Origin of the sequence: Formosa sediminum, from assembly GCF_007197735.1 — a bacterium.
In the GTDB taxonomy this organism is placed as follows: domain Bacteria; phylum Bacteroidota; class Bacteroidia; order Flavobacteriales; family Flavobacteriaceae; genus Formosa; species Formosa sediminum.
On the sequence record NZ_CP041637.1, the window covers coordinates 2,581,386 to 2,599,826 of the forward strand.

Annotated in this window: 16 protein-coding genes; 7 read left to right on the plus strand and 9 right to left on the minus strand. The window is 32.5% G+C overall.

Annotated elements, in window-relative coordinates:
- Positions 1–90 precede the first annotated feature (90 nt).
- The 6 genes from FNB79_RS11160 to FNB79_RS11185 all read left to right on the plus strand — a co-directional run bounded on the left by FNB79_RS11160 (position 91) and on the right by FNB79_RS11185 (position 3,613).
- Complete coding sequence (locus FNB79_RS11160) at positions 91–807, plus strand: DUF1963 domain-containing protein (protein ID WP_143381384.1); 717 nt, start codon at positions 91–93, stop codon at positions 805–807.
- 9 nt (positions 808–816) lie between these two features.
- A complete protein-coding gene (locus tag FNB79_RS11165) occupies positions 817–1,242 on the plus strand; it encodes a DUF2262 domain-containing protein (protein ID WP_143381385.1) in 426 nt (141 codons plus the stop codon).
- A gap of 12 nt (positions 1,243–1,254) precedes the next feature.
- Positions 1,255–1,962, plus strand: coding sequence for a DUF1963 domain-containing protein (locus FNB79_RS11170; RefSeq protein ID WP_143381386.1), 708 nt, complete (start codon positions 1,255–1,257; stop codon positions 1,960–1,962).
- A 56-nt stretch (positions 1,963–2,018) separates the two neighbouring features.
- Positions 2,019–2,528 (plus strand): endonuclease V, encoded by a 510-nt coding sequence (locus FNB79_RS11175; protein WP_143381387.1) that lies wholly within the window; start codon positions 2,019–2,021, stop codon positions 2,526–2,528.
- A gap of 19 nt (positions 2,529–2,547) precedes the next feature.
- Positions 2,548–2,979, plus strand: a complete 432-nt coding sequence (locus FNB79_RS11180; protein WP_143381388.1) for a hypothetical protein — start codon at positions 2,548–2,550, stop codon at positions 2,977–2,979.
- 175 nt (positions 2,980–3,154) lie between these two features.
- Positions 3,155–3,613, plus strand: coding sequence for a DUF4168 domain-containing protein (locus FNB79_RS11185; RefSeq protein WP_143381389.1), 459 nt, complete (start codon positions 3,155–3,157; stop codon positions 3,611–3,613).
- Between the two features lie 191 nt (positions 3,614–3,804).
- Here the strand turns inward: FNB79_RS11185 and FNB79_RS11190 are convergent, their stop codons facing one another.
- The 9 genes from FNB79_RS11190 to FNB79_RS11230 form a co-directional block, all read right to left on the minus strand.
- The gene (locus FNB79_RS11190) at positions 3,805–4,479 is read right to left on the minus strand and encodes a hypothetical protein (RefSeq protein WP_143381390.1); all 675 of its coding nucleotides are present in this window, start codon (positions 4,477–4,479) and stop codon (positions 3,805–3,807) included.
- Positions 4,480–4,608: 129 nt separating this feature from the next.
- Entirely contained in the window at positions 4,609–6,984 is a 2,376-nt protein-coding gene (locus FNB79_RS11195; protein ID WP_143381391.1) for a disease resistance family protein, read from the minus strand.
- Positions 6,985–7,031: 47 nt separating this feature from the next.
- Entirely contained in the window at positions 7,032–7,406 is a 375-nt protein-coding gene (locus FNB79_RS11200) for a hypothetical protein (RefSeq protein ID WP_246073266.1), read from the minus strand.
- A gap of 43 nt (positions 7,407–7,449) precedes the next feature.
- Positions 7,450–8,073, minus strand: coding sequence for a DUF1444 family protein (locus tag FNB79_RS11205; protein ID WP_143381392.1), 624 nt, complete (start codon positions 8,071–8,073; stop codon positions 7,450–7,452).
- A gap of 340 nt (positions 8,074–8,413) precedes the next feature.
- Positions 8,414–8,929 carry a GNAT family N-acetyltransferase gene (locus tag FNB79_RS11210; protein WP_143381393.1) on the minus strand — a complete coding sequence of 172 codons (516 nt, stop codon included), beginning with the start codon at positions 8,927–8,929 and terminating at the stop codon, positions 8,414–8,416.
- A 108-nt stretch (positions 8,930–9,037) separates the two neighbouring features.
- Complete coding sequence (locus tag FNB79_RS11215) at positions 9,038–9,769, minus strand: SIMPL domain-containing protein (protein ID WP_143381394.1); 732 nt, start codon at positions 9,767–9,769, stop codon at positions 9,038–9,040.
- A 35-nt stretch (positions 9,770–9,804) separates the two neighbouring features.
- Complete coding sequence (locus FNB79_RS11220; RefSeq protein ID WP_143381395.1) at positions 9,805–10,131, minus strand: hypothetical protein; 327 nt, start codon at positions 10,129–10,131, stop codon at positions 9,805–9,807.
- A gap of 11 nt (positions 10,132–10,142) precedes the next feature.
- A complete protein-coding gene (locus FNB79_RS11225) occupies positions 10,143–10,556 on the minus strand; it encodes a hypothetical protein (RefSeq protein ID WP_143381396.1) in 414 nt (137 codons plus the stop codon).
- A 120-nt stretch (positions 10,557–10,676) separates the two neighbouring features.
- The gene (locus FNB79_RS11230; protein ID WP_143381397.1) at positions 10,677–15,680 is read right to left on the minus strand and encodes a DUF4132 domain-containing protein; all 5,004 of its coding nucleotides are present in this window, start codon (positions 15,678–15,680) and stop codon (positions 10,677–10,679) included.
- 215 nt (positions 15,681–15,895) lie between these two features.
- Here FNB79_RS11230 and FNB79_RS11235 point away from each other — a divergent pair, with 215 nt between their 5' ends.
- On the plus strand, positions 15,896–18,409 hold the full coding sequence (locus FNB79_RS11235; protein ID WP_143381398.1) for a leucine-rich repeat domain-containing protein: 2,514 nt from the start codon (positions 15,896–15,898) through the stop codon (positions 18,407–18,409).
- Positions 18,410–18,441: the final 32 nt, after the last annotated feature.

Genomic DNA, 18,441 nt, shown 5'->3' on the forward strand with positions numbered 1-18,441 from the left:
CTAAAAACCTAAGCAAAACAGCATATTTGTAATGTATCAAAATTAAAAAACAACTTATGGACAAAGCTAAATTTGAAGAGATAGTTAAAATTGGAAAAATACGATTTATATAAAAAAGAAGCGTATTTAAGATCCGTAATGTTACCCTCTATTAAAATAGTAGGAGAAAATCGCAGTAAAGAAAATGTAGGTTTAAGTAAACAAGGAGGCTATCCAGAAGTGCCTGAAGATTTTGAATGGCCTAAACACGAGTTTGGCGATTATCGTTTTGCATTACAAATTAATTTAAGTGAAATTAAATTTGAAATGCCACTACCAAAAACAGGAATGTTAAGCTTTTTTATAGCTAATGATGATGATAAAAATGTATTTTTTGGAGCAAAAGATTATGCAAAAGTCTATCATTTTGAAGAAGGTACTCCCTTAAAAACCTATATAAATCCTAATTTAGATTACTTCTATGTAGATCATTGTATACGAATTGATTTGCAAGAGAATGTAGATATACCTTACAGAGAAGAGTTACATAAAGACAAAGGATTAAATAAAAGACAACTAGATTACGTATGCAGTAAAGTACCAGATATGGTAAGCAAAAAAACATTTAGTTATTTATTTGGATACCCATATTACAACACCTTAGCTTATGATCCGCGTAAAACAGATGAGTGGACGTCGTTACTTACGTTACGATGGAATAATGTTTTTTCTTGGGACTGGGATATGGATGAGTTTTTAATGTTTTTTATTGAAAAAGATAAACTTGCCAAAGGTGACTTCTCTAACATAAGAACCGATTTAGGATAACATATACAAATGAAAATAACAAAAGATACGCTCAAAAAAGATTCACGGAGTGAAGATTGTTATAGGACAACAATTGAATCAGATCAGAAAAAAATTGATGTCAGTCTAAATTTAGAAGACATTAGTTTAGAGGAAATGATTGCTTTAGGAAATTCATTTTTTGAAGATTTTGAAGATAAAAAGAACAAAGCCACAGATGAAATCGTAAGTGCGTTTTACGAAAATTATAATGAAAACTGGGCCGATGAAGATAATGGATATCCAGAGTTAAGCAAGCAAGAATTCAGAGAGAAGTTAACGATAACAGCTATTCATTTTTACGCCAAAGATTTAATAGACGTTGTTTATAATGAAGATGGTATGTTCGGGAATCATTATTTAATTGCACAATCTTATGACGGTGAAAACTTTGACGATACCACAATGTTTGGATAAAAAATTAAAAAAATGACTGTAGAAGACCTAAAAAATAAAATATCTAAACCCGTTACTAAATTTACGACCGGTGGTTTTAGACCAAAAAACACTATTGAAGAAAGTTGGATAGGTAAAGTCTTTGCGTATCACGACGACGAAGACATTCCGTTAGATAAAAACGGCAATCCAATGTTTCCGTTGGCGCAATTTTACCTACCTAATTTGCCATACGTTCATCCAAGTCTTAAGCATAAAAAACTCATCACTGTTTTTGTTTCCGCAGAATGGCCAGAGTGTTTTGAAGACATGGGAGACCATTGGCTTCTTAGAGAATATGACAGTCTAGACCGTATCAAAATTAAAAACTTAGAAACTCCTAATGCGGTTGTAAAACCTTTTCCGCTACAAGCAGAATTAGATAACAATGATTTTCCGTTATGGGATGGCGGCGGTTTATCTCTAGAAGATGAAGATGAAGTTTTAAAACTAGAAAATGAAGGCATTATTGATGATTATTTTGATATCACCGACCACATCTACAATCATAAAATAGGTGGTTACCCTTCTTTTTGTCAATCTGGAATTGGTGATGCAGAGGGCTTTGGTGAAGGTTTTCAGTTTGTGTTTCAAATTGTATCAGATTATAAAGCAAATTTAAACGTGGTAGATGGTGGTAGCTTAATGTTCGCCAAAAACAACAATACCAACCAATGGAGTTTGTATTACGATTTTTATTAATTGAAAGTCTGACAAAAACAAGCACTAATTAAATTTTTAAAATCTAAACAAGAATTATGATACTCGCTTTTGATACGTATTATTACGACGGAAAAGCCAAAACCATTGCGGTAAGCTTTAACGAATGGGAAGATGAAGTTCCAACGCAAATTTACACGGATATTATTGAAGATGTAGCACCATACGAATCAGGTTCTTTTTATAAACGCGAATTGCCGTGTATTTTAAGTCTACTTAAACAAGTGAATTTAGATGAGGTAGAATTAATTATTGTAGATGGGTATGTGATTCTAGAAGAAAAACACTTGGGTTTAGGTGGCTATTTGTACCAAGCTTTAGACCATAAAATTCCGATTGTTGGTATTGCAAAATCTGAGTTTGTGTCTAAAACGTCTGTATTTAAGGAAGTATGTCGTGGCGAAAGTAAAAAACCATTGTATGTCACGGCTATTGGTACAGATAGAGATGAGGTTTGTAACGCCATAGAACGTATGCACGGTAAACACCGAATGCCAACATTACTACAGATTGTAGATACTAAAACAAAAGAAAATACGAAGAACTAATACATTAAAAAATATAACTATGAATGAAGACTTAATCGTAAGTTCTGAAGACGAATTAAAACCACTATTTAGAAAAAATTATAGGGAGTTTATAGCCGAAAAACCACGGACTGTTACTTTTGAAGCCGAAGAATTTACCTTATATAATTTTGAAAAGATGATGGAACCGACCAATATAGATGGGATGAAAGTAAGTCGAATTCACGCATTAAAACCATACGTAAAGACGTTAAGTGAATTTATGAATCCCATATTTAAAGATTTAAATGGATACAAATGGAGTTTAGAAAAGTTGGCTTTAGGTAAAGCTATAGGTGCTAATTCTGAAGGTGATTTATTGTTTTTTGGTTGTTATGATAATACTAATGTACATCTATTTCGTCACGATGACGGAACAATACAAAGAACTTATTTAACGTTCTTTAAAATTGTTAAACAATTTTCAGAATAACAAAAAGAAGACTGTGGATTATACTTTATTGCGTTGTCTCTAATAGACTGTATAACCTAAAATAAAAACTTAAAGAGTTCTTAATAAGTTATAAAATAACGTTAAGTCTATCTTTTTAATTGGTAATGCATAATATTACTTATAGGTTTGAAAAAACTACATAAAAAAAATCGTTATGATCAAATCATTAAAAACTAGTGTTTTATTATTATTTGTCTGTGTGTCAACCACGCTAATGGCCCAAGAACAAGACGTTTCTGATAAGGAATTGGGGCAATTTGCTGATGCCTTTACAGAGGTTCAAATTCAAAATCAGAAATCTCAACAGAAAATGATAGCCGTAATTAAAGAAGAAGGTCTAGAGGTAGAGCGCTTTAATGAAATTCAACAGGCAGTTATGGATCCAAATAAAGAATCGGATGCTACGGAAGCTGAAAAAGAAAAGCATGAAAATGCAACAATTAAATTGGAAAAAATGCAACCTGAAATTGAAAAAGAGGTTATTGCGAGTATAGAATCTACAGGAATTTCTATAAATGATTACGAGTCTCTTGCTGCAAAAATTCAACAAGATCAAGGCCTTCAACAACGATTACAAGCTATTATTGTAAAGCGTCAAGGAGATAAGTCTTAAGATTATGAGATATAACAGAAATTATTTGTAATTTTTGTTATAATATAAATGCCAAGTTTTTTTCTTTTGAAGAAACTTGGCATTTATATTTTTAGGTAAGGCAATATTAACTTCTCATAAGTTTATATGAATCCTTTATAGAGAATATCATATTTTATGAAGTTTTTAATTTGCTTTTCTCAGTCCTGAAATTACTCCGTATATCTTAAAAATAAATGGTTTTTATTTTTAATGATGTCTGCTAATTTTTTAAATTCTGATTCGGTGGTGTTATACAATTTTGCCAAGTCAGTTACCAATGCTTTTAATTCATTGTCTGTTAAAGGCTCATTTTTAATAAATCCTAAAAAGGAAGCCCCTATGCCAAAAAGTTCAAGATTATAGGTGTCAAATAAGTATTTTGATAGCGCATAATTTTCAAAAGGACTAAAGTCGACATCAAAATATCCATTCGGAAACCCAGTAAGTCCTTCGTATGGTTTTTCAACAGGAAGAATTTTAAGAATCACCTGTTGGTCTAAAAAAGCTAATGGAGATTCGTTGATGTTTTCTAAATATAGAACATCGTCTTCAGCATTGCTTATGCCTTTTTCACAAACGGTTTTAAAATCAATGTTTTTTGTTTGTTTCAAAAAGTTTTCTCTGATAATGAAGTATTCAGAAGGTGTAGAAAGATGCCCCAAATGCTCGTTATCTTCATCATAACAGGCTTTGTCAAGTCCAGATAAATCATAACCTTCTGTATCTAGCAGAGAATTGTAATCACAAGCGTGACCACTGGTATATTCGGCTTGACCTAAATCATCAAGCGTTAAAATTATAGTCTTGTCGGGATGATTTTGTTTATAGGTTTGGTAAACGTCCATAAGTTCCTCGTACGACTTTATATTTTCGATTAAGAAACTCTCAAATAATCTTTCTTGATAAGGCTCCCGAGTTTTAATTAATTTTTCTATGTTCATAGTTTTGCTTTAAATATTAGATAACCTCAAAAGTTAGACATTGGCTTCTTTACTAAACTCTTTTTTCAATTCGGTATAACCTGGCGTTATTAAGTTGTTGTATTTTTTTGGATTCATATTATAGCCATCAAAACCAGAGATATAATATTTTAGTTCTTTCAGTTTTAGTTTCTGAAAGTATTCTGGTACGGCATTTTCAAACTTACAACCATCAATATCTAAGCGTTCTAAATGGGGTAAATCGGCTATCCAAGTAGGTAAATCTATAAAGTCATTTCCGCCTAAGGATAAGGTTTTTAAAGTTTTAATTTGCTGAATGTATTCTGGTAAAACCTCGTATTTGTGACCTATTAAAAATTCGGTAAGCTTTAGTTCCGTAATACTTTCAGGAATGCTATTTACATCATCACCAATGCCCAAAAGGGTTAGTTTTTGTAAAGCTTTAAACTGATTTAATTTCGCATACCCTTGCATTCCAAATTGGTAACTTAAAGCGATGTATAAAGATTCTAAAGCCGGAGCTTCTAAGGTTTCCAGTGTTTCAAAAGAGGTATAACTTAAATCTAAAGCTTTTAAATTCGGCAACGTTACTTTAGGAAACGTAGTTGAAACGTCATAATGTGCCATATTTAAGCCCTCTAAATTGGGCATGTTTTTAATAATAGATTCTAAGTTGTCGCCTTTATAAAAATCTAATTTAAAATATTTTAATTGAGGCGCAGGTTTAGACGTTAAAGGCACAAGACTAGCTTCATTATTATCTAAATGTAAATGCTCTAAGTTTATACAATAGAGAAGTATATCTTTAAAATGACCGGTATTTGTATAAGCTTTTAGTGTGGTTAATAGTTTTGGTTTTGGTAAGTATTGCGTTAAATCTTCTTGCGTATTTTCGCATTCATTAATACCTGAAAAATGTAGCGATTTAGTTATTAAGTTGCTAAATAAAACCTTAGGTTCTTCAATCGCTAAATTCCCAAAATAAGCCTGTTCTGTTTCTAATAATTTTTCTGAAGCAACATATTCTTGTATGTCGAATACGTGCAATTCTTTAATTTTAGAAGGTAAATTAGCAGCATTCAATACTAATTCACGACAGCTATTGAAACTTACATAGTCTAAATGTTTCAGGTCTTTTAAACCTTCCGAAATACTTTCTATACTGGCGCCGTACAATTTTAAATAATTGAGTTGCTTACATTTTTCAATATCTTGAAACAAGGTTTCCATTTGACTTCCTTGATGAATATCGATAGCTTTAAGTGTGTTTAATTGCCCAAAGCCGAGCGTTACAGCAGAAAAATCTGTGATGTATTGAATTATTATTTTTTCTAGATGCGTAAAACGTTCTGGATGCGATAATACGTAGTTTAAGATTTTTACATCTCTAACTAATAATTCTGTATTTAAAATTGGCGTATTTCCTGGTACAATTTCTAAACTATCATCTAAAGTGATGTATTCGCAGCTCTTGGTAAATATTTGATGGTCTGCGATGGTTTTAATTAAAGGGATGGCTTTAAACTTAAGAACAAAAAGTTTATCTAATTGATTGAATCCGTTAGGAATTTCAATAAGATTTGGACATTTAAATAAGTTGAATTTTTCAAGGTTTACAAGTGTAGAAATACTAGCAGGCAGTTTTGTGAGGTGCTCTAGTCTTATAAAATCTAATTCTTTTAAACTAGCAGGCAGTTTAAGTTGAGACGTGTCTTTTAAATTGACTTCGTAGAAACCTAATTCTTCTAATTTGGTGAGTTTTTCTAGTTGAAGTGATTCTTGAAAATCTGTTGTAATATCACTTAATTCTAGTTCTTTTATATTTTTTAAAGACCAAAACGATTCTGGAAATGAAGCCAATTGTGGTAACTCCAAACTAAGCTTTTCTAAACGGTTTAAATTTCCAATATGGCTGGGTAAATACTGGTAGTTGCCTTCAATTTCTAAAGCTGTTAAAGAGGTAATATCACAAATTTCTTTTGGCAAACCGTTGGAAAACACATCTTCTATTGTTAGATGGGTAATACCGTTTAAACGTGAAATAAGATCAGGTTGCTTTTCAAGTAGTTCTGCAATCGCCTCATCTCTAATAGAAAGTCTTGAAAACTCTAGCATAGTGTAAAGTTTCCCAACAGGAAACAATGGGTCTTTTAGTCCGAACTTAAGTAAGGTGTTTAAAACCTTCCCTGAATTTTCACCATCTTCAGGCAGCTTATTTCGGGTATTAAAAGCAGCATTAAGTTCTGGTGTACCAAAACGCTTTAAGGTTTCTGTAATTTCTGTAACTATAATTTCGTCTCTAGAGATTTTTCCTACTAAAAAAAGCTCGTATAAAAAGGCTTCTGGGTATTTGGGTGCAGTCTTTACATTTTTATAATAACTACTAAGATATTCTATTTTAAAATCCATTAAATTTTTTTTAAATGATCTGCATGTTTAACGATAAAAGAGTATTATTAAATAGCTACACGGTTTATTAACTCCATGCGTTTTAAAATAATAGGTACAAATAATGCAAATTTGGCATTAAACTCTTCTTGTGTTTTGGCGGTGTTTAAATTATCTCCCATGGTAATCCAAGTGGAGTATAAATCTTCTTCCAAACTTTCTTCTGTAGTATCAATATTTAAAGCTCTAATTAACTTGAAATTTTCATCCTGATTATAAAATCCACTGTCTTTTACAATTTCGAAAACGAGTTCAAAAATACTTTGAGTCGATAAAAGTTCACTAATTTTTAGTTCGGTCTCTTTAGAAGCACTAATAGATTCAAAGACATCAACCATTAAATTTTGTACTCTACCATTTATGTTAAAATCTAGATATTTCAAATCCTTTAATTTTAAAATGTTATTATTTATAGGTGTTTTTTGATTATGATAAGGCTGCATGTCCGGTTATTTCACCGTCTTTAACAACAAAAAAGATGTTTGCAATTGGAGCGTTACCATAACTATCATCTTCCCAAGCATTTTTGTGTAAGTATAAAAATGTGTTTAATAATTCATTATCTGCATCTTTAGAGATTACCATCATACAAGAACGTCTTGGAATTGAAACTAATAATTCATCAGCCTCTAGCATCTTATGAGCTTTTAACATGTGCGATTTAGATAGAATTCTTTCACTCGAAAAATCATGTCCGCTAGCGGTAAGGACTTTGTTTTGTAAAGCTTTAGAATATTCAAATTCTGTATTGTAATTGTCTATGTTTTCGAAAGCTTCATTCATTATGAATTGTCCATCCATAGTTTTTAAATGGTCGTGAGTTAAGAACACAAAATTATCGGGTGTATCCATACCATAGGCAATAACAACTTCTAAATCGCCATCTTCTTCGGTACCAATTAAATTAGAACTTATTGCACCAGCTCTAAGCCCAACCCAATTTCCTGGTTTTAAAATTGGATAGATTTTTTTATCGCTATTTTCAGTTTGTTCTACTATTTTAGCTATTTCTTCAGGTGTTTTTTCTGGGCCGTAAATTGTACTACTCATAAGATTGTATTTTATTGTGTATTACAAAACTAGAGAAGCTTTTCAATCTATTTCTCACGGTATTCAGCCATTTAAAGATTTAATGGATTATTTAAACAAGTTTTTTAAATGATAATCTTATAGAAAAAGTTCTGACAGATAAATAGTACGTTTTAGTTATATAAGAGAATTAGCGGATGAAAAATTGGAGTTATTTATGGACAATCTAATGACGATATTAAATACTGTTGGTCTTTATTTTTAATAATTGAGATACTACGAGTAATACCTGTACCCTTAAAATCGTATTCTAGTTTCAGAACATGCTTTTTTCATGATTTAAAGTACTAATACATGTGTATTAGTACTTTAAATACATAATATGATTGGGATTACTATGTGTTTCTGATATTTTAAAATCAAAAGCGCCGGCAATCTCAAATTTCATTTTTTTGTAAAAATGTAAAGCTTTTTTGTTCTCGGTCCAGACAGCAAGCCAAATGCCGTTTTGATTATTTTTTTTAGATAATTCGATGTTGAAATGAAACAATTTAGACCCTAATTGTTTGCCGTGAAAAGCTTCTAGAAGATAGATTCTATCTAACTTGGTAATTACTGAATCTTCTATGTTTTTGTTGGTCGTATTTAATACGATTTTTGAAAATCCCGCAATAACACCATCACAATACACAAGATGATAATACACATCCGTATTGTTAAATTCCTTTTGTATCGTTTCTTTATGATACGTTTTAGAAATATAACTTTCTATGTCGGTTTTTGAAGCACTATGTCCGTGAGACTCCGTAAATGCTTGTGTTCCGATTTCTACAATGAGATCCGCATGAGTGGCGTTTGCTTTTATAATTTCAACCATTATCTTTTACTTCTCTGTGTTGACGTTTTTTAATAGTCAGTTTCAGGTATAAAGAAAGCTATTCTAACAGATACAAATGCCTTTTTTAACACATAATCGAGTAGGGGGTTAGTCTACTTTATATACCAATTTCATGGTTATTGAAGCTGTTTTTTCTCTGGAGCTGGTGTTGAATGTTCCTCCCCAAGAGTAATCTTCGCCAGAATTCTGACCAGTAATTTGAAAGATTCCCATTTTAGCAGATTCTAAATCACTTAAGTTTCCGCCAGAAAATTTAGCAATATTTTCTGCACGTAACCGTGCATCTTCGGTTGCTTTAGAAATCATTTCAATTTTAAGATCGGCAAGTTTAGTATAATAATATCTAGGCGCTTGCGAATAAAACTGAACCCCTTGATTTAATAATTCTGTGATTTCTCTAGATACTTTCTCAATTTTATCTACGTCTTTAGATTCTATTTCTAAAGATTGTATTAATTCGTAGCCTACAAATTCTTCGCCAGCATAATCGCCATTAACGGTATATATCTGTTTTGTTTTTTGGGATGTAGATACGGCACTGTAAATTAATTCTTCAGGTTTAATTCCTTTTTTAGTAAGGTAATCGTTTATGGTTGATTTTTTTTCTTCAAGACTGATATAAGCTTCTTTTAAATTGGTGTTTTCTGAACCAAAACTGCCTTCCCAAACAATAAGATCTGATGAGAAATCTGTTTTTCCTAGTCCAGTAACTTCAATTTTACCATCTACTTTATTTCTATCGGTATATGCTTTTCCTAAAAATATAGAAGCTGCCACGATTGCAATTCCAAAAATAATAGCACTGCTGTAATTTTTCATAATTTAGTATTTAAGTGTTTGTTTTTTATAAGGATTTAATTTTCATCTAGAATTAAAGTTTCTAGCATTATAGTTTTAGTATGTAAAATTTGAAAGCTTCCAGCTCCCGAAATTTGTTTTGTAAATAACTGATGATTGTCGCCATAAGAAACGCCAGTGTTAACATCGAACGTGAAGGTTACATTTTTAAATTTGAAGTTCTTTTTTGTGCTGTTTACTAAGATATTGTTAGAATTTAACTTCACATCCCAATAGCTAGATGCAGTGTTTCCTAATTCTAATTTGGCAAGTAAATTTCCCCACGTTTTATTAGAATTTGAAATTTGATTTGCCAATTGGTCTTGTATCATTTTGGTAGTCATTATTTTAAAGTTTACCAATAAGTGCCGACTAAAAATGTCATTCTGATAAAAGCAATAACACTTTCTGATGTTAATTCTAGTGGTGCTTTTAAATCTGTAATTTCATCATCGTCTACAAAAACCACGAATAAACCATCTTTAAAAGCAAGTAAAACATTCTCTATGGCTTTGTCTAAATTTGCTAAATCTGTGTTATTAATTTCTCCAAAGTCTACTTTACCGCTTTGGGCTTGTTCTTGTATTTCGGTTGGTGTTAAAAATCCAATCACATTAACTTCTAAACGTTTTTTATTAAAAGTTTCAACTTGGTTTTTTACACAACCAATTAATAAGTCTTCCAAGTTTTTTGGTGTTTTTTCTAATGTAAAAGGCACTTGTTTTACCTTTTTTTTACCTAATCTTTTAAGTTGTAACGTAAGTTCCATTGGTGTTCGTGTGTTTTGCGTTAGGGATTGCCGTGGAAAGCCCACAGTGCGACAGTACGAGGACTTGCAACAGAAAGCCCGCCCTCACCTAAGTGAGGGAACGCCCTAATGCTGTTAAAGTTAGCTATTTATTTGTGCTAAAATGGTTGGGTCTTGAATTTTATTATCTTCGGAAAGTAATTTCATTTTAGAAATAATTTCTGCCGATTTTGGGTCGTCGTCTACGAAAGGCAAGAACATACGTCCGCGATGCTGACTGTGCACCGGAATGATGGATAATGCTAATCCGTTTTTACTCACCATACCGCTCCCTAAATGAATGCTGTATTCGCCAAGTTTTCCTTTAATAAATACGTGACGCTCTTTAACCGTAATGTTAGCCAGCTTGAATAGTTTTGCAGATTCTTCGGCTAATGCTGCACGCATTTGCATTGTGCTATGACTAGCTTCTGGGTCTACACCACCCACGTGAGCCACGCTAACTACTAAGTCGATATCTCGCATAATTTCGCTAAACACAACTTCTGGAATTTCGGTTAACGGAATTCGCTGATAGGTGTCTATTGCGTGGAAACAGATATCTTCTAAGGTTGGTGCTTCTGCCTCAGACGGCGAATACCAATCTGCCATTGCATACATTGTGGCAATGAAACCACGTTTGTGATATACTTTTTGCAATCCATCTTCCATACTTACCGTCCAACCACGACCACGTAAAAGTGCTACAGTTTTTTTAGGTTGAATCTGGTAACCTTGGTAACGTTCTGAGCGGTTGCTGTGTTCGCGCTCATCGTCTGTAATTAGGTACAATTCTCTAAATACTTGTTTAAATGGTTGCACTAAACGTTCTGCAAATAGGTGTTTTTGATATATATCCCATTCTACAGTTTTGTATAAATGTGAAGCGTGAGCTATACGTAACACATCGGTTTCTGCCAATACGTGGGTTTTTCCTGTTGGATTGGTTAAGACACCTTCTTTGTAAAATCCTGTAATTTCTTTTTCTGAAACATACATTACCAACTTGCTAAGCATAGCTTTAACGATAGGATGCTGCATCATTTTTTGAATTTCTGATGCTGTAAATTCATCTTCGTTTACCATTGCATTTTCTAGAGATAAACGCGTTCTACTATATTGTCTTGACAGGTAGGTTTTATGGTCTTTTAAAGTAATAACTTGCTTGTCTTTGCGCAATTTAGCAGGAATATTTTTAAGAGATTTACCCGCTTTAGTCACTTTTATTTCTGCTTTACCAAGTTCGTTTATTATAAGTTCTATTTCTGTTTCTTCTATGGTGATTTTAGCATTCTGCATAATGGTTTGTGTGGCTTTAGCCTCCATAGCCCAACTAAAACGTACACGGTCTGTATAGCCTGCCGTACGCGATAAATTGTCTAGTGCAATTTCTACAGCAATAGCTTCACTTTCTTGACGTTGTGCCCCAAATTGTTTGCTTTCTTTTAAGAAATCTTGTAGTAAATTGTAACGCTTTAAAAGGTCTTTTTCTGGTACGGTTTTACTTAACGGAATTAAACCTAAAGCACGCACATAATCTTTATCGCGCTTGTCTTTAATTTTTTTAAGGGTTTCGGTAATTTTAACTTCACCAAGCATAACACTAGAGTATAGTTTTACTTGACGGTGTCCGTTACCATCAGAAATATATTTGGCCGCATCGTGAAGCAATTTCCAATTAGATTTACCAATGGCTGTATACACTTTGTTAAACCAATCTACATCTATTGCACCAAGAGCAAAATCACTTTTAGGGATGTTAGAATAGCGTGAAATAATGGTTTCTTTCTCCGAATTCATATAATCTGAAGCGTGAGCCTGGAACCACCAAACGGCACTTTCTAAATTTTCTAGACCTAGATATTCGCCAACAACACCTGTCCATTGTGTTGCATAACACGCCAACTCTACCAAGCGTTTTTTAGTGATTTTAGAGGTATCTGCAAGTTGAGCAAAATCGGCATAACTTTCGGTATCTTTAAAGGCTGTTTTCTTTAAAATGTTGCTAAAAATTGTTTTCCTGCTATCGCCATAATAACTGTAACCGCGTTCAAAATTATCTTTACCTAAACGTTCTAATATTCTAAATACATAATTTACACCTTCTACACGATGAATACCTGACATATATCCTGTAGCCGTAGTTGTTATATCGCCACGTTCTAATTCGGTCTCTAATAAATTAGCTTTTAATGGCTCAATGACGTGTTTAGGAATAGAGCCACGTTCTATTAATTTATAATTCATTCTATAATTAAACCCACCATCCATAATCACCATTAACTCGTGTGAGTTTAAAGCCTGAAAACGTAAATCGTCATCATTAATTAAACCTGCTTTATAAAGTTTTAAAGTGACTTCTAAGTTAGGAAAAGGCACAACACCAGGTCTTTTCTCCTGTTCTGTAATCACTTTAACGTCTGTAGTAGCTGTAGGATGATTAATATCTTGCGCCACTAAATACATATAAAGCCCCCAATACCTTTGTAATTGTTCTGAAGATAAATAGTCTAAATTTGTATTGCTTAATCCTGGTGCTAGTGGTAACACCACATTGGCCCAATTGTAAGTCTTGGTATTGTAACGATAATTAGAAGACTGAAACTGTACGAGTTTTAGATTATTAGGGAAATTGGCAATCATATCTTCCATCACATCTAATTTAAAAGAAATGATGGTTTTCATATCTGTATACACTTTAGCCAAACGTCTTAAAATGGTTTCGTACGAATCTGAAGTGGTATAATATTGCCTAGCATCACCTAAATTTAAACCGTTTAAATCTGGATAATATTGTCTTGCAAAAGGCTCTAAATCTTTATAGTCTCCAAACGGATTATTACGATTAGCGATATAGCGAATGGCAGCATACATTTCAAAATCGTTAAGTTTACTTTGCTCGTACCAAGCAATCCAAACCTCTGCCAATGGGATATTGTGTAAGCGTTCTTCTGCAGTTGCATTGTCCCCTAAATTTTTAATATCTCTAATCCCTTTTGCTATATAGGTAGTTGCTATTTCGCCTTGGTAAACTTCGGTTTGATATTCGTGATTTTTATTTTGGGTTACTAAATCTATAAGTCCATTTACTTCTTTTATAATTTTATTCGTATCTATAAATTCTTTGAACTTGAATTTAGAAGATTCAGATAGTGAAATGCCCAACTTATCAAAGAAACTCGTCTTCGTTTCAAAACGAGATACGGGCTGATATAGTGGCGTTAAATTATCGTAATCTATGGCGCCAAAACCATTACTATAGTTAAATTCTTCTGCATTTTCTGAAAATTTATCTAAGTAAACTTGTTCGTTTTTAGTAATTTTTGGACGCGCGTTATATGTTTTAATCTGCTCTTCAACAAAATTAGATTGCCTATTACTGTCGTGTAAAAGGGTTAACAATTCTAAGCCTGCTAAACGTTGGTCTATACTTTTTGAAGTTACTAGATTAATAGTAGTATTTCTTAAATCATCTACCGTAAACTTTAGTATTATTTGTAGTAATGTAGTACGTAAATTTTTATGTTTTCGTTTTAACAAATCTTCTACAATTTGTAAATCTTCATCATACAAATGCATTCTACTAAATAAATTGAGTCCGGTAGCCATTAATATTTCATTTCTATTACAAATGATAGTTCTGGCTAAAGCACGTTTCCAATTATATTTGTCTAAGTTTAAACGTTCTCTTTTTTCTGCATTTAGATTTAAATTATAAAACGAATAGCTATATTGTTTAGGGAACACTTTACGTATATATTCTTCTCTAAACTCTGTAGGGAAAACCTCTACATCTTTAGCCATTAACTCTAATTGTGCTTCTGTAGCGCTATAAATTAAAAAGCGAAAGAAGTAATAAGAAGAAGGTGTAAAACTCCACCACGAGAATATTTTACTCTCAAAGGTTTTACCTTTTTCTTCTGCTGTTTTGGCAACCTCCAGTAATTTTTGAAGGGTAGTATCATCTAATGGAGTTTCTGGTAAGTTTACCGCCAACCAATGGTCTACAGCGTAATCTTCGCCTAAGTGTTCTGTAAAATAAGGCACTAAAGCATCATTAGTTCTATCTGTTTTACTAATAAAGTATAAGGCTAGAATTTTTTTGTGACGGTCTTTAGACTCCAACACAATATCTATTGCTTTTCTATTAGCCGTGTCTACATCTAAAATTGCAATAGACCACAACCCAATCAAGACTTCTAAATTATCTTTGCTTTTTAAGTAAGTATCTACGTCTTTTACATTTAAAATTAACGTGTGTGCTAATTCTAACACACGATTAATCACCGATTTTTTAGGTGTATCCCAATTTAATCCAAACCACGCGCTTACTGCTTTGGTAACACTTGTAAAACGTGTAAGGTCGTTATCTAAAACGACCTTAATCATATATTTTAAAGCACCAAGTCCCGCTTCGTCTAAAGACTCTAAAATGGTTTGTCTTAAGCCTTCTTGGCGTTGTGCTGCCAATAATAACTTGGCTACCATTTCCCAGTGTTTTTCTTCTTCAGAAAACAACAAGGCTTTAATAATGTCTGAACTTATTCCTCCAACTTCATCTTCTCCCTGAATAATATCGTCTAACAGTTCATCAAACATTCCATTACCGTTATGGAGTAAAGTAGCTAGAAAATAACTATTTCCGTTAGGGAAATAGGTGCTGTATTGAAAATGTTCTTGTAAAGATAATCCGCCAAAACCTTTTCTACTTAAACTTAAGAAATGTGTAAAAACTTGAAGTTTATTACGCAATGTATCTTCCGTTTTTACAGACCTAAACGCTTTTCTATTATAACCTTTTTGGTAAGGTAAAGTATCTATAAAGTCCCACATATCTGCTAAGTATGGTGCTTGTATAATACCAAATAATTGCATCCCTAAACGCATTCCTTCTTCGTTACGCCAAGGGTTATTATTAATGGCATCTTCAGAAACCGCAATGTAATCTGTAGTGGTATAATAATCTCTTCTTTCGCCTTTATCAATGCGACCTAAAATTTTAGCTAGTACTCTATAAGGCTCAGAAAATGCACGAAATTCAAAACGGTCTACTTCTGGTTTTCTATGGATGTGAATATGCTTTTCAGCTTCTTCTATTGGAATCATATCTTATTATGCTTAATCTCTTATTTAAATGTAAAATATTAGCCTATATAAACAGGCAATAATGGTTTGCAAGATAAATGTAATCTTAAATTTTGAACTCACGGTATTTAGTGATTTTTTCTATTTAGTGATTTTTTCTGCTTGTAATATCACAGAATACAGTGACAAAATACAGCTGCTTTTAAAATAGATTTGTAAAACCAAAGAACATTACTATGCCAAAACCGACAGAAACTCCTGGTTTTAATTTTTTTGAAATTGAAACTTCTTTTGAAGCCATTAAAGCGAGTACAAACTATCCGGAAGCTTTTTATTATGAAATTTTTGTGATTGCAAAATCTACAGCAAACAAAGAAATTAGAACCGAGTGTACACAACTGATAAAAAAGCAAGCTCCAGAAGCTTTGCAGTTAGCCTTTAAAAGCCGAAAGAAATTAACCCAAAATGGAGGAACCAAATCTGTAAACGCCAGACTCATTTCTATTTTAGAATATGGTTTGCTATCGGAAGATTTAGACCTTTTTAAGCTCTACACACTGATTTATAAAAAACCAGAGCTAGGGTTATATAGTTTCTCTAAAGCATTTATAGATAAATTACTAGAACATCCGCAACTTTTGGGGCGTTTTAACGGTATTGAAACATTGAAAATTGGTTTAAAAAATGAAGGCACTATTTACGATGCAGTTCTTAACGAGATACCCAAACTTACAACCTTAAAAAAAATAGAAATTGAAGGAGAATTTGAGCAGTTGCCAGAAAATTTAGGCGAACTTATTCAGCTTAAAAAAATGTTGCTTACCCTGCCAAATTTAAAGCAAATACCAGCTTCTATAATACATTTAAAATCTCTAAAAAAGCTTACTATTAAAGGTGCTTATCGCTTTGGTAATCGTAATTTAAATACACATTTAAACGATTTTTGTTGGCTTGCAGGTCTAGACCAATTAAAGGTTTTAAAGTTACATTATGTAGGTGTTCAAGATTTATCTCAAGTTACATTTCCATCTGCTTTAAAAGAAATAGAATTTTTTGGTTTAGACGAGCTCACTACGTTACCTAAAAATTTGAGTTATTTAACCAAATTAAAACGGTTTAGACTAATGTCGGAAAGCATCACTACTTTGCCAAATGGTTTTGAAGATTTACCCAAATTAGAAATGTTTGAACTTATTGCTCCTAAAATAGATACCATATCTGCGGCTTTATTTTTTGGAGATGCTTCTAAACCTAAATTAGTTACAAAAATTGGCAATAGTAATATTAACATTGCTCCAATGACTGCCGAATCTCAACAAGAAGCGATAGACATAAACACCCCTAAACTATTTAACTACGTACTAGATAACGCAGCGTTTTTCCCTCATATAAAAACCATTACAGTTAATTGCAAAGCACCTGAAACGAAACACCAACCCACTTTAGCTGCATTTACAAGTTTACAACACATTAATTATAAGCTAGAACCTAATTTTGAATGGATTTTTGATGGTCTTAACGCTTCTAAAACTTTAGAGACCATTACCATCTTTAAAAATACCTCTTATGCAATACCTGTTAATGAACAACCGAATTTAGCGGTGATTCCGAAAGGACTTTCAGAACTAGAAAACTTAAAACACTTAACCATTCAATTTGATAATCATTTGGTACTACATACCGATGTTTTACCCAAACAAATGGAACAACTTACCCTGAAAGGCCTAAAAGAAATCACTGCAGGACACACTGCTTTTACTGCAAAAAATGTGTATGTAGAACATACGCCAATTACAAATTTAAAGTCGTTTTATAACCTTATAAATGCAGAAAATTTAGACTTAGGTAAACTAAATTCTTTTGTAGAAGACGATTCCGATTTTACATTCTTAAAAAAGCCTGAAACAATAAAAACCTATCACTACAGTGGTCCGGCTAAATATGTAGAAGGCTTATTAAAAGCTTGTTCGAATTTAGAAAGTTTGACACTAGATTTTCCTGAAGATAAGCCAGCGTATTACAAAGCACTTTCGGCATATAAAAATTTGAATTTAAAAAAATTAGAAATTCAAAATTATAAAGGAGATAGCTTGGCTTTAAAAGCACTATTAAAGCAAGTTCCTAATTTAGAATATTTAGAGTTAAGAAGCTGTGAAGGACTTACTGAGTTTCCGAATGTAAACTTAGAGCACTTAAAAATTATGGTGTGCTTTGAATGTGATATACAACGTATTTCGGGTTTAAATGCACCACAAATTGAAGCCTTGAAAGTGAGTTTTTGTAAAGATTTTGATTATGATGCAACATCCTCCGTAGCACAGTGGAAAACCTTAAAATATCTTTGGTTAGAACACATTAGTGATACAATGAAGTCCTACCCAAAAGCCATTTCAAAATTAAATTTAGAATCTTTTTTAATCACTGGAAAATATAGCGAAAGACAAATTCCGGAGTGGATTGGTACGATGACAAGTTTGCGGGTTTTAGGTATAGAAGGTTTTAAGCAACCGGCGTTACCGGAAGCATTAGCCGCTTTAACCCAACTTAAAGTTTTAAGTATTTCTGGTTGTGTGTTTTCTGAGCCCGTTTCTGAAGCTTTTAGAACACTTCATTTAGATACTTTTATTTACTGGACATCGAAGTTTTCAGGAAGTAATATGAAATTTGAAATTTACGAACCCTTGGTGGGAAAATTGGTGCCACAAAGATATTTTGAAGATAAAGACCGTTATGGTCCTTTTAAAGTCTAGTGCATATTGAAAATAAAAAAGTCATTTCCGGA

Coding starts and splice junctions, on each gene's coding strand:
- FNB79_RS11180 (WP_143381388.1), top strand. CDS start 2,548: ATGAATGAAGACTTAATCGTAAGTTCTGAAGACGAATTAAAACCACTA.
- FNB79_RS11205 (WP_143381392.1), bottom strand. CDS start 8,073: ATGAGTAGTACAATTTACGGCCCAGAAAAAACACCTGAAGAAATAGCT.
- FNB79_RS11185 (WP_143381389.1), top strand. CDS start 3,155: ATGATCAAATCATTAAAAACTAGTGTTTTATTATTATTTGTCTGTGTG.
- FNB79_RS11230 (WP_143381397.1), bottom strand. CDS start 15,680: ATGATTCCAATAGAAGAAGCTGAAAAGCATATTCACATCCATAGAAAA.
- FNB79_RS11195 (WP_143381391.1), bottom strand. CDS start 6,984: ATGGATTTTAAAATAGAATATCTTAGTAGTTATTATAAAAATGTAAAG.
- FNB79_RS11215 (WP_143381394.1), bottom strand. CDS start 9,769: ATGAAAAATTACAGCAGTGCTATTATTTTTGGAATTGCAATCGTGGCA.
- FNB79_RS11225 (WP_143381396.1), bottom strand. CDS start 10,556: ATGGAACTTACGTTACAACTTAAAAGATTAGGTAAAAAAAAGGTAAAA.
- FNB79_RS11220 (WP_143381395.1), bottom strand. CDS start 10,131: ATGACTACCAAAATGATACAAGACCAATTGGCAAATCAAATTTCAAAT.
- FNB79_RS11190 (WP_143381390.1), bottom strand. CDS start 4,479: ATGGACGTTTACCAAACCTATAAACAAAATCATCCCGACAAGACTATA.
- FNB79_RS11235 (WP_143381398.1), top strand. CDS start 15,896: ATGCCAAAACCGACAGAAACTCCTGGTTTTAATTTTTTTGAAATTGAA.
- FNB79_RS11210 (WP_143381393.1), bottom strand. CDS start 8,929: ATGGTTGAAATTATAAAAGCAAACGCCACTCATGCGGATCTCATTGTA.
- FNB79_RS11175 (WP_143381387.1), top strand. CDS start 2,019: ATGATACTCGCTTTTGATACGTATTATTACGACGGAAAAGCCAAAACC.
- FNB79_RS11170 (WP_143381386.1), top strand. CDS start 1,255: ATGACTGTAGAAGACCTAAAAAATAAAATATCTAAACCCGTTACTAAA.
- FNB79_RS11165 (WP_143381385.1), top strand. CDS start 817: ATGAAAATAACAAAAGATACGCTCAAAAAAGATTCACGGAGTGAAGAT.